We start from the raw sequence: 11,842 nt of genomic DNA on the forward strand, positions 1-11,842 counted from the left end.
CTGGCGCCACAGTCCGTCACCACGACACGAGGAGCATCCCAGGATGGCTCGACACCTGATCACCAGCGCGCTTCCCTATATCAACGGGATCAAGCACCTGGGGAACATGGTCGGGTCCATGCTCCCGGCGGACGTCTACTCCCGGTACCTGCGCCAGCGCGGCCACGACGTGCTCTACATCTGCGCGACCGACGAGCACGGCACCCCGGCCGAACTGGCCGCCAAGGCCGCCGGCCAGTCGGTGGCGGACTTCTGCGCCGAGCAGCACGACGCGCAGAAGGCGATCTACGACGGCTTCCAGCTCTCCTTCGACTACTTCGGGCGCAGTTCCTCGCAGCAGAACCGCGAGATCACCCAGGAGTTCGCCCGCGAGCTGCAGGCCAACGGCTTCATCGAGGAGCGGGCGATCCGCCAGGTCTACTCGGTCGCCGACGGCCGGTTCCTGCCGGACCGCTACATCGAGGGGACCTGCCCGCACTGCGGCTACGACAAGGCCCGCGGCGACCAGTGCGAGAACTGCACCCGGCTGCTGGACCCGACCGACCTGATCAACCCGCGCTCGGCGGTCAGCGGTTCGACCGAGCTGGAGGTCCGCGAGACCACCCACCTCTTCCTGCTGCAGTCCAAGCTGGCCGACGAGGTCGAGGAGTGGATCGACGTCCACGGCAAGGACTGGCCGACGCTGGCATCCTCGATCGCCCGCAAGTGGCTGACCGAAGGCCTGAACGACCGGGCGATCACCCGCGACCTGGACTGGGGCGTGCCGGTCCCGGCCGACGTCTGGCCGCAGCTGGCGGCCGAGGGCAAGGTCTTCTACGTCTGGTTCGACGCCCCGATCGAGTACATCGGCGCGACCAAGGAGTGGTCGGACGCCGACCCGGCCAACCGGGACTGGAAGTCCTGGTGGTACCAGGCCGAGGACGTGCGCTACACCGAGTTCATGGCCAAGGACAACGTCCCGTTCCACACGGTGATGTTCCCGGCGACCATCATCGGCACCCGGGCGCCGTGGAAGAAGGTCGACTACGTCAAGGCCTTCAACTGGCTGAACTACTACGGCGGCAAGTTCTCCACCAGCCAGCAGCACGGCATCTTCACCAACGCCGCGCTGGAGCTGCTGCCGGCCGACTACTGGCGCTACTTCCTGATGGCCAACGCGCCGGAGTCCGACGACACCAGCTTCAGCTGGGAGATCTTCGCCGCCACGGTCAACAAGGACCTGGCCGACACCCTGGGCAACTTCGTCAACCGGGTGCTCTCCTTCTCGCTCAAGCGCTTCGGCGACACCGTCCCGGCCGGCGACGCGCCGGGCGAGGCCGAGCGGGCGCTGGGCGCCGAGGTCGCGGGCCTGCTCGCCGAGTACCAGGGCCACCTGGACACGCTGCAGTTCCGCAAGGCCGCCCAGGCGCTGCGGGCACTGTGGAGCGCGGGCAACTCCTACCTGGAGACCAAGGCCCCCTGGCTGGAGATCAAGACCAACGAGGCCGGCGCCGCGCTGACGCTGCGCACCGCGATGAACCTGATCCACCTCTACGGGGTGATCTCGGCGCCGTTCATCCCGAGCACCAGCGCCGCGATGCGCGCGGTCTTCGCTTCCGCGGACGGCGCCGAGCCGCAGTGGGTCAGCGCCGAGCAGGCCGCCGCGCTGGAGTTCGTCGCCCCCGGCACGCAGTTCACCATCCCGCCGGTGCTCTTCGCCAAGATCACCGACGAGGACCTGGCGGCCTGGCGCGAGCGCTTCGGCGCCTCGTAGGCACCGCGAGCCTTCCGCCGCCGGATGCTACGACAGCACCCGGCGGCGGAAGTTGCGCAGCCCGAGGCTGAGGAAGAGCACGCAGAAGCCGATCAGCACCGGGTAGACGATGTACAGGTGCATGTGCGAGGCCTCGGTGAGCCCCGCGCGCATGCCCTCGGCGATGTAGATCAGCGGGTTGATCAGCACCAGCGTCTGCAACCAGGGGAACCCGCCGACCTTGACGGCGGCGAGCCTGGTCCACTGGTAGTACGTCCCGCCGAGGAAGACCAGCGGCAGCACCACGAAGCCGAACATCAGCCCGATGTTGCGCGGCTCGAAGGTGGTGCCGAGCACCAGGCCCAGCGAGGTCATCGCCAGGCAGGCCAGCGGGATCAGGGTGACCACGATCCACCAGTGCACCGACAGGTGCGCGTGCACGCCGGGTGCGTGCACCACGGCGGCGATCGGGAAGACCATGATCGCCGAGATCATCCCCTGGGTGGCCCCCGAGAGCACCCGGGAGACCGCCACCAGCCAGAGCGGGCAGGGCGCCTGCACCCGGTCCTCGATCTCCCGGGTGTAGCCGAACTCCTGGGAGAGCTGGATCGCCACCGACTGGATGCCCTGGAACATGATGGTCACCGCGACCACCCCGGGCACCAGCACCGTCGCGAAGTCGGACTCCCCCGCCGTGCCGCCGCCCGAGCCCACCCCCTGGCCGATGCTCGGGAAGACGTAGAGGAAGACGAAGACCAGCAGCAGCGGCTGCATGATGGTCCGCACGGCGAACTCGCCGAAGTGCTTGCGCAGCACCAGCAGGTCGCGTCTGACCAGCGCGCCGAGTGCGGCGCGCGAGGCGGCGAACACCGAGCGCGGCGGCTCGACGCTGATCGTGGGGGTGGTCACGGCGGTCATCAGTCCCGCAGCTCCTTCCCGGTCAGGGTGATGAAGACGGTCTCCAGGGTGGGCTCGGCCACCGACAGGTCGGCCACCTCGAAGCCCCCCGCCTCGGCGGCGCCCAGCACCCGGGGCAGCAGGCGGTTCGCCCCGCCCTTGACGTGCAGCTCCACCCCACCGGGCAGCAGCCGGCTGCGGCTGACCCCGGCCACCTCGCGGGCCAGCATTTCGGCCAGGGCGGCCGGCTCACCGGGCGCCTGCACGGTGACCACGGTGTCGGCGTCCACCGCCTGCTTGAGCGCGGCGGGGGTGTCCAGCGCCAGCACCCGGCCGTGGTCGATGATCGCCACCCGGTCGCAGAGCTGCTCGGCCTCCTCCATGTTGTGGGTGGTGAGCATGATGGTCTGGCCGTCGGCGATCAGGCCGGTCAGCAGCTCCCAGAGCGCGAGCCGGCTCTGCGGGTCCAGGCCCGCGGTCGGCTCGTCCAGGAAGAGCACGGCGGGGCGGTGGTAGATCGCCCGGGCCACCATCAGCCGCTGGGCCAGGCCCCCGGAGAGCGCGTAGACCGAGGCGTCGGCCCAGCGGGTCAGGTGAAAACGCTCCAGCAGCTCGTCGGCGGTGCGCCGGGCCACCCGCCCGGAGCGGCCGAAGAGCAGGCCATGGAAGATCAGGTTCTCCCGCACGGTCAGCGAGCGGTCCAGGGTGTTCTGCTGCGAGACCACCGCGATCACCTGCTTGACCAGGGTCGGCTGGTTGACCACGTCGATCCCGCCGATCCAGGCGCCGCCCGAGGTGGGGATCACCCGGGTGGTGAGCATGCCGACGGTCGTGGTCTTGCCGGCGCCGTTGGGGCCGAGCAGTCCGAAGAGCTCGCCCTGGTGGACCGCGAGGTCCAGCCGGTCCACGGCGGCGATCTCGGTCTTCGGGTAGACCTTGCTCAGCGCGGCCGTGCGGATCACCGGTTCCGGCTGTTCACCGGTCCGCTGGTCACCTCGATCGCCGGCCACTGGACACCTCGTTCCTGAGACCTTTCTCCAGGTTGCGCCGCCGTCGGGCGACCCGCCAACCACGCCCGCCGCCCCCGGTGCACCACCGCCCGCCTCGTGCGCCCGGCGTACGCCTGCCGCGCGCTCCAACTCGTGCGCCACACCCCCTGGTTGGCATGCGCTTGACGCATTACCGTCGGTAGCGAGGCCAACCCGCCTGGTCAACCCGCCTGGCCATCCGCATGGAGGATCTCGTGTCGCTCGATCACACCGACCCGTCGGCCGCCGCGCCGCTCGTCCCGCTGCACTGCCTGCGCGCCGCCGAGGCCGGCCCGCCCACCCTGACCGAGCTGATGACCGGCACGCCGGTCTGGTGGGTCCGCCGGCACGCCGACGTCCGCCAGGTGCTCACCGACCCGAGGCTGAACCGGGTCGACCTCTTCGCACCGGACGCCCCCGCCATCACCGCGTACCCGAACATCCTGGACGACCCGGACACCATCCTGAACATCGACGGCGCCGACCACCAGCGGCTGCGCCGCACCGTGCAACGCGCGTTCACCCCCCGGGCCATCGAGCGCTGGCGCCCCTGGGTGGCGTCCGTGGTGGACGACCTGGTCGACTCGCTGGCCGGCGCCGAGCAGCCGGTGGAGCTGGTCGCCGCCTTCACCCGCCCGCTGCCGGTGGTGGTGATCAGCCGGCTGATGGGTCTGGACGGCCTGGACCTCAAGCGCCTGTCGCACTGGAGCGACCACGCGCTCTCCGCCAGCGCCTACACCCCGCAGGCGGTGCAGGAGGCGATGCTGGACTTCGGTATGTTCGGCGCCCAGCTGATGGCCGAGCGCCGCCGCAACCCGGGCGAGGACCTGGTCAGTTCGCTGGTCAAGGCCGCCGACGAGGACGGCGAGGTGACGGAGCTGCAGATCATCAAGCTGATCATCGGCCTGGTGGTCGCGGGGCACGAGACCACCATGACCACCCTCGGCAACGGTCTGGTCTTCCTGCTCACCGAGGCCCGGCAGGCCTGGCAGGAGCTGGCCGGCGACGAGCAGCGGGCGGCCACGGTCGCCGAACAGCTGCTGCGCTCGGTCCCGCTCGGCGACAGCACCGTCTCCCCCGGCCTGCTGCGCCGGGCGGTGGCGGACGTCGAGATCGGCGGGGTGCTGATACCGGCCGGCGCGGTGGTGGCCGCCGACTCCTTCGCCGCCAACCACGACCCCGAGGTCTACCCCGGCGACTGGCGCCAGGGCCTGCTCGCCCCGCCGAGCACGCCGCACCTGACCTTCGGCGCCGGGCCGCACCACTGCCTGGGCGCCTGGCTGGCCCGGATGGAACTCGAGCTGGCACTGCACCGGCTGGCCCGGCGGCTGCCCGAGCTGCGGCTCGCGGTGCCGGTCGAGGACATCGACTGGCGGCGCGGCCTGGTCACCCGCAGCCCGCAGACCCTCCCGGTGACCTGGTGAGCGCCGAGGAGGTGGTGGTCTCCGTCGACCAGGCCAGGTGCGTGGGGACCGGACTCTGCGCGGCGACCGCCCCCGCCGACCTGGAGCTGGGCCCCGACGGCCGGGCCCGCCCGCGCCGGGCCCGCACCGAGGCGCTGACCGAGGTCACCGAGGCCGCCGAGCTCTGCCCGATGGAGGCGATCGCCGTCCACCTGGCCGCCACCGGCGAGCAGCTCGCGCCCAACTGGTAGACGCGGCAGTGCTGGTGCCCCCTCAAGGTGGGGGGCACCAGCACCCGCTCAGCGCAGCGTCCCGCCACCAACCAGCGGCAGCCGCAGCGTCGAGTCGGCCAGGTCGACGGTGAGGGTGGGCCGGGTGTCCGGCGGGTCGATCAGCCCGTTGTCGGTCCCGGCCACGATCAGCGCCAACCGGTGCCCGGCCGGCACCACATGGTCGGTGGCGGCCAGCCGCACGGTCATCCGGTACGGCGTCCCCGGGGTGAGCGGCACGCCGTGGTCGAGCCCGGCGTAGTGCCCGAGGTCGGCCCAGCCGCGGCTGAACACGGTCTCCTCGACCTTGGTGGTGGCCGCCGCCGTGTCCAGGAAGCAGGCGCTGTCCCCGGCCGTGCTCTCGCCCCAGCAGGAGCGGGTGGTGAGCGTGCTGATCCCCTCCCCGCTGCCCTGGTAGTCACGGATGCTGGCCGGCCCGAGGTCCACCAGCACCGCGCTGAGGTGGGCGCTGCTGGTGCTCGAACCGACCGTCAGCGTCACCGAGCCGCTGCCGGAGAGCCGCAGGTCGTGGGCGAGCGCGCCGGTGGTGAAGGCGGCCTTCTCCGGGGTGGCCTGGTCGACCTCGCCGGCCCAGGCGTTCTCGTCCTTGCTCGGGTCGTCGCTGAAGGAGACCGTCCCGCCGTTCGAACCGCCGCCCAGCGCACCCGGGTTGAGGTGCACGGTGGTCGCCGTGGTGCCGGGCGCGGGCCACCGGGCGTCGGTGGACCACTGGTCGGGGGCCCGCTCGATGTCGGCCATCGGCTGGTTCTGGATCCCGTTCGGCACGCCCATCAGGTAGTGGTCGAACCACTGGTGCAGGGTGTCCACCCAGGCGCCACGCCGGTAGTCGAAGGGGTCGACGTGCCCGGTCTCGGAGAGCCAGATCTTGCGCTGCACCCCGTGCGAGGCCAACGCGTCCCACCACTGACCGAAGTTGACGGTCCGTACGTTGAGGTCCTGCATCCCGTGCACCACGAAGACGCTGGCCTTCACCTTGGCGGCGTCCGCGACGTAGTCGCGCTGCTGCCACAGCGCCGTCCAGTCGCCGTCGTAGGGGGCGCCGGCGGCCAACGCGCTCTGTTCGGCGCCGCAGTGGGCGGCGTCGGCCGGGTCCTCGACCACGCTCGCCAGGTCGGCCGGCGTGCCGCTGTAGAGCGGGGCGCCCTGCGAGCGGTAGTAGTCGTACCAGGAGCTGATCGCGGAGATCGGCACGATGGTCTTCAGGCCGGCCACGCCGGTGGCCGCCACGCCGTTGGCGATGGTGCCGTCCCAGGACTTGCCGATCATGCCGACCGAGCCGTTCGCCCAGCCGGCCGCGTCGACCGGGCTGCCCCCGGCGCGGGAGCTGTAGCCGGCGGCCCGTCCGTTCAGCCAGTCGATCACCGCCTTGGCACTGGTCACGTCGGAGGTCCCGCCGACGTCCACGCAGCCGTCCGAGCGGTTGGTGCCGGCCAGGTCGACCAGCACCACGGCGTAGCCGCGCGGCACGAAGTAGTTGTCGTAGTACAGCGGGAACTGCACCGGATTGCCCTGGGCGTCGTAGGTCTTGACCTGGCTCTCGTTGCCGCGCCCGCAGCATTCGTAGTACGGGCTGGCGTCCATGATCACGGGTATCCTGCGGCCGGCCTGGGCCGGCTCGCGCGGGCGGATGATGTCGGCGGCGACCCGGTCGCGGTGACCGTCGCCTTCACCGTCGAGGCCGGTGTCGACCCAGACGGTCTGGCGGATCGCGTCGGCGTAGGAGTAGACGGGCTGGCTGGCGCCGTCGTGGACGGTGCCGGCCCAGGCCGCGCCGGCAGGTGTCAGCAGCGCGGCGGCGAGAGCGAGCAGCAGGGTGGCGATCCCCGCCACCGGGCGGATGCGGTGGTTTCTCACAAACGGGGACGGTACCCAGTCATGTCCATGCTGACTCGTCAGGTACGCATCAATCCCACGGACCGGCCGTGCCACGGCCGACGGTCCGTCATCTCGTGGCGCAGCCGGCGCCCTCGGGTCACATCAACGGATAGCTCGGCACCGGCCCCACCTCGTCGATCTCGGTGTGCGCCTTCTCCAGCAGCTGCCTGACCAGGTCCTGCAAGGCCCGCGCCGCCGCGACCTCCTCACCCACCCGCAACTGCTCCGGATCGGCGGGGTGCCGGCTGGTGTCGCCGTGCGCCCGCAACTCGCGACCGTCCGGGAGCCTGACCAGCGCGGCCGCCCGGGTGTGCGCGCCCTGCTCGGCGAACTCCAGCTCGATGTGCCATCCGACCAGCGTCTTCGTCATCACCGTCACCTCCAGCGGTACCTCTCCAGGATGCACCTGGGCACCGGGGGACATCTCACGCTGGGTGAGCGAAGCACCGTCCGACACGCCGATCCGCATACCGAATGTCACACATTCGCACGCTGTGTGGTGGCGCCGTCGCGCTGCGCAGCGGACGGTGAAGCAGGCGCCCCGACGTCCCTCTGGCCGGCCCGATGCCGACCCCGTCCGTGGTGCGCCGCCGAAAGGGATCCCACTCATGCGTCGTGTACGTCACCTGGCAGCCGCCACCCTCACCGCCGCCGCTCTGAGCCTGGCCGCTCCGGCCGTCGCCTTCGCCGACACCGTTCCCGGTGTCCCGTCCGACCGCCCGATGAGCTCGTCCCCCCAGGACGACTACAAGAAGACGGACGACTACAAGAAGGCCGACGACAAGAAGGCCGACGACAAGAGCTGGGGCAAGGACAAGAAGACCGACGGCGACCACGGCTGGACCGGCACCAAGGACAAGGACAGCGACTCCAAGGACCCCAGCTCCAAGGACAAGGACCGCCGCCCGCACGGTGGCGTGCACACCGGCGGTGGCTTCGCCGCGCTGAACAGCGGCAGCGCCGCCACCGGCGCGGCGCTGCTGGCCGGTGGTGTCGGCGTCGGCGCCCTGGCGCTGCGCCGCCGCAAGCCCGCCGAGCGCTGACCCGCATCGGCGCCGCCGGCTGACTCCGCTCACCCGACCCACCGTCAGCCGCCCGGCCGACCCGGCCCACACCTCGCGCGCCGCGCCACCGCCCTGTCCCCGGCGGCGGCGTGGCGCGCGACGGCGCTCCCCCACCGGCTCACCCCGTCAAGAAAGGCCTGTCCATGGGCAACCACGCCCCCGCGAACGGCGACCCGACCGGCTACCGCGAACCCCTCAGCCGGCGGCGGCGCAACGTGCTGTTCGCCGCCCTGGGCGCCTGCCTGCTCGGCCTGATCATGATCCACCGGTCGGCCGACCCGAACGCCGGGCTCCCGCCGATGCCCCGGGCCGTCGCCCCCCAGCCCTCGGTCTCGGCCTCGGCCAGTGCCGGCGCATCCCACTCGGCGGCCCGGACGGTGCCCGCGATCGTCGTCCCGGACGCCCACCCCACCCGGCTCAGCATCCCCTCGATCGGCGTCAACGCCCCCTTCACCGGCCTCGGCCTGGACGCGAGCGGGGTGCTGAACGCGCCCCCGCCGGACAACACCAACCTGGTCGGCTGGTGGCAGGGCGGCACCGTCCCCGGAAACCGCGGTCCGGCGATCGTGCTCGGCCACGTCGACACCAAGACCGCGCCCGGCGTCTTCTGGGGCCTCAGCTCGGTGACCCGCGGGACCACCGTCGACATCGCCCGCGACGACAAGGTCACCGCGAGCTTCACGGTGGACAGCGTGGAGGTCTTCGCCAAGAACCAGTTCCCGGACGACCGGGTCTACGGCAAGACGGCCGACGCCCAGTTGCGCCTGATCACCTGCGGCGGCGCCTACGACCGCAAGCGCGGCGACTACACCGCCAACGTGGTGGTCTTCGCCCACCTGACCGGGCTGCGCGAGAGCTGACCGCCGGATCCCGGGAGTGCCGGACAAGCGTCACCCCGGCGTCCTACGCTGGCCGCATGGCGCCCCTGAGTCCCCGTCGGCCCGACGTTCCCGCCTGGCTCGCCGAGGCCGTGCTGTACCAGGTCTACCCGCAGTCCTTCGCCGACTCCGACGGCGACGGCATCGGCGACCTGCCCGGCCTCCTCGGGCGCCTGGACCACCTCGCCGAGCTCGGGGTGAGCGCCGTGTGGCTCAGCCCCTGCTTCAGCTCCGAGTTCGGCGACGCGGGTTACGACGTGGCGGACTACCTCAGCATCGCCCCGCGCTACGGCACCAACGCCGACCTCGCCGCACTGGTCGAGGCGGCCGGGACCCGCGGCATCCGGGTGCTGCTCGACCTGGTGCCGGGCCACACCTCGCACCGCCACCCGTGGTTCCAGCAGGCCGCCCACGATCCCGATGACGACCGTTACATCTGGTCCGACCGGATCACCGCCCCGGTGCACGAGTGGATCCCCAACCAGGGCCGGCGCGGCGGCTTCTACCGCGCCAACTTCTACCCGATCCAGCCCGCCCTCAACTTCGGCTACGCCCGCCCCCATCCGGCCGAGCCCTGGCGCAGCCCGGTGGACGCCCCGGGCCCGCGGGCCAACCGGGCGGCGCTGCGCGAGATCATGGCGCACTGGTTCGCGCTCGGCGTCGCCGGCTTCCGGGTGGACATGGCGGCCTCGCTGGTCAAGGACGACCCCGGGCAGCTGGAGACCGCCAAGCTCTGGGGCGAGCTGCGCTCCTGGCTGGACCGCGAGCACCCCGACAAGGTGCTGATCGCCGAGTGGGGCGACCCGGCCCGCTCGGTCCCGGCCGGGCTGCACGCCGACTTCCTGCTGCACTTCAACGGGCGCGGCCTGCGCTCGCTCTGGGACAACGGCACCGGCAGCCAGGGCAGTTGGGCACACGGCGAGCCCTGCTACTTCGACCAGGGCGGCGGCGGCTCGCCGGCCGAGTTCCTGTCGGCCTGGCAGGCGGCGGACACCGCGATCGACGGCCGCGGGCTGGTCGCGCTGCCCACCGCCAACCACGACTTCTCCCGGCTGGCCTGCGGTCCGCGCACCCGCGAGCAGCTGGCCTGTGCCTTCGCCTTCCTGCTGACCTGGCCGAGCCTGCCGGTGATCTACTACGGCGACGAGATCGGCATGCGCTACGTCCCCGGCCTGCCGGAGCGGGAGGGCAGCCAGTTCGGCACCGAGGCCCGGCAGGGCTCGCGGACGCCGATGCAGTGGGACGACACACCCGGGGCCGGGTTCTCCACCGCCGACCCCGGCGCGTTCTACCTGCCGCTGGACCCGGCCGCCGACCGGCCGAGCGTGGCCGCGCAGCGCGTCGACCCGGACTCGCCGCTGAGCCACGTCAAGCGGCTGATCCGGCTGCGCCGCGACACTCCCGAGCTCGGCACCGGCCACGGCGTCACGGTGGTCGCGGACGGCTACCCGTTCGCCTACCTGCGCGGCACCACCCATCTGGTGGTGGTCAACCCGCGCCGCGAGCCCGCCGAGCTGGCCCTGCCCCAACTGACCCCCGCTGCCGAGCCGCTGCTGGCACACGGGGTGACGGCCACCGCCGACGGGGTCCGGGCCGCCGGATTCTCCTACGGGATCTTCCGGCTCTGACCCGGTCCGCCGGCCCGTTGCGCCGCCCCGTTCGCGCCGACCGGATCCGCTGACCCGGGGTCAACGCCGCGTCGCCGTGTGGTTCCCGTTCGAATCGCAGGGTGTTTCCGCCCTCCTTATGCTGGCGGCGATGAGCGCCGACCGCCGCAGGATTCTGCGGACCACCGCCCAACTGGCCGCCCTGACCGCGGCCGGTCCACTGCTCGCGGCCTGCGGCCAGGAGGCCGCCACCGCCGGGGGCACCGCCGCCGCGGCCGGGTCCGGCCCGCCGCATCCGCATGCCTCGCCGGGCACGCCGACGGTGCTGACACCCAATCGGATCCCGAGCGCCACGCCGAGTTCGACACCCGGCGGCTCGGCCTCGGGCAGCCCGCCGGCGCTGCCACCGCTGGCCGCGAGCACGCCTCCCGAGGTGGTCACCGGCCCCCGGGACCGTCCGCAGATCGCGCTGACCTTCCACGGCCAGGGCGATCCCAAACTGGCGACCGCCCTGCTGGAGGCCGCCGAGCAGCACGGCGCCCAGGTCACCGTGCTGGTGGTCGGCAGCTGGCTGGACCAGCAGCCGCAGATGGCCCGGCGGATCCTGGACGGCGGCCACGAACTGGGCAACCACACGCTCAGCCACCTGGACATCTCCTCGATGTCCGGTGACCAGGCCTACGCCGAGATCGCCGGCTGCGCGGACCGGTTGCGGACGCTGACCGGCTCGATCGGCCGCTGGTTCCGCCCCTCGGCCGCGCAGTACGCCACCGCCGAGGTCAAGGCGCAGGCCCGCCGAGCGGGTTACGAGCACTGCCTCTCCTACGACCTGGACCCACGCGACTACGCCGACCCGGGGGCCGAGGTGGTCCAGCGCCGGATACTCGGCGGCATCAAGCCCGGCTCGATCGTCGCCCTGCACATGGGCCACCAGGGCACCGTGGACGCGCTGCCGGCCGTGCTGGAAGCGCTCCAGCAACGCGGGCTGCGTGCGGTGACGGCGAGTCAGCTCTGCTCGTGACCCGGGCGGTATCGACAAGATGATTGACTCGGTGTCATATTGGAGCT

Annotated in this window: 11 protein-coding genes; 7 read left to right on the top strand and 4 right to left on the bottom strand. The window is 72.2% G+C overall.

The genetic code is table 11. The annotated features are described in order from the left end of the window. Positions 1 to 43: 43 nt before the first annotated feature. The gene (gene metG, locus ABH937_RS00920) at positions 44 to 1,753 is read left to right on the top strand and encodes a methionine--tRNA ligase (RefSeq protein ID WP_280689130.1); all 1,710 of its coding nucleotides are present in this window, start codon (positions 44 to 46) and stop codon (positions 1,751 to 1,753) included. Between the two features lie 27 nt (positions 1,754 to 1,780). Here the strand turns inward: metG and ABH937_RS00925 are convergent, their stop codons facing one another. After that, positions 1,781 to 2,650, bottom strand: coding sequence for an ABC transporter permease (locus ABH937_RS00925; protein WP_370216792.1), 870 nt, complete (start codon positions 2,648 to 2,650; stop codon positions 1,781 to 1,783). Further along, positions 2,650 to 3,639: an ATP-binding cassette domain-containing protein gene (locus ABH937_RS00930; RefSeq protein ID WP_280689132.1), complete on the bottom strand. Its 990-nt coding sequence runs from the start codon at positions 3,637 to 3,639 to the stop codon at positions 2,650 to 2,652. The genes ABH937_RS00925 and ABH937_RS00930 overlap by 1 nt, the downstream gene beginning before the upstream one ends. A 221-nt stretch (positions 3,640 to 3,860) precedes the next feature. On the opposite strand from ABH937_RS00930, the gene ABH937_RS00935 reads away from it, so the two are divergent. Beyond that, positions 3,861 to 5,081 carry a cytochrome P450 gene (locus ABH937_RS00935; protein WP_280689133.1) on the top strand — a complete coding sequence of 407 codons (1,221 nt, stop codon included), beginning with the start codon at positions 3,861 to 3,863 and terminating at the stop codon, positions 5,079 to 5,081. Beyond that, positions 5,078 to 5,311 (top strand): ferredoxin, encoded by a 234-nt coding sequence (locus ABH937_RS00940; RefSeq protein WP_280689134.1) that lies wholly within the window; start codon positions 5,078 to 5,080, stop codon positions 5,309 to 5,311. The genes ABH937_RS00935 and ABH937_RS00940 overlap by 4 nt, the downstream gene beginning before the upstream one ends. A 48-nt stretch (positions 5,312 to 5,359) precedes the next feature. Here ABH937_RS00940 and ABH937_RS00945 read toward each other — a convergent pair whose 3' ends face one another. Continuing rightward, a complete protein-coding gene (locus ABH937_RS00945) occupies positions 5,360 to 7,204 on the bottom strand; it encodes a Xaa-Pro dipeptidyl-peptidase (RefSeq protein ID WP_370216793.1) in 1,845 nt (614 codons plus the stop codon). Positions 7,205 to 7,322: 118 nt separating this feature from the next. Continuing rightward, positions 7,323 to 7,595 (bottom strand): DUF1876 domain-containing protein, encoded by a 273-nt coding sequence (locus ABH937_RS00950; protein WP_370216859.1) that lies wholly within the window; start codon positions 7,593 to 7,595, stop codon positions 7,323 to 7,325. 238 nt (positions 7,596 to 7,833) lie between these two features. On the opposite strand from ABH937_RS00950, the gene ABH937_RS00955 reads away from it, so the two are divergent. From ABH937_RS00955 to ABH937_RS00970, 4 genes are all read left to right on the top strand, one after another. Beyond that, positions 7,834 to 8,268 carry a hypothetical protein gene (locus ABH937_RS00955; RefSeq protein WP_280689136.1) on the top strand — a complete coding sequence of 145 codons (435 nt, stop codon included), beginning with the start codon at positions 7,834 to 7,836 and terminating at the stop codon, positions 8,266 to 8,268. A 164-nt stretch (positions 8,269 to 8,432) separates the two neighbouring features. Beyond that, positions 8,433 to 9,149: a class F sortase gene (locus ABH937_RS00960; protein WP_280689137.1), complete on the top strand. Its 717-nt coding sequence runs from the start codon at positions 8,433 to 8,435 to the stop codon at positions 9,147 to 9,149. Between the two features lie 56 nt (positions 9,150 to 9,205). After that, positions 9,206 to 10,795: an alpha-amylase family glycosyl hydrolase gene (locus ABH937_RS00965; RefSeq protein ID WP_370216794.1), complete on the top strand. Its 1,590-nt coding sequence runs from the start codon at positions 9,206 to 9,208 to the stop codon at positions 10,793 to 10,795. 130 nt (positions 10,796 to 10,925) lie between these two features. Continuing rightward, entirely contained in the window at positions 10,926 to 11,795 is an 870-nt protein-coding gene (locus ABH937_RS00970; protein WP_370216795.1) for a polysaccharide deacetylase family protein, read from the top strand. Positions 11,796 to 11,842: the final 47 nt, after the last annotated feature.

It is taken from the genome of Kitasatospora sp. GAS1066B (assembly GCF_041262605.1).
In the GTDB taxonomy this organism is placed as follows: Bacteria; Actinomycetota; Actinomycetes; order Streptomycetales; family Streptomycetaceae; genus Kitasatospora.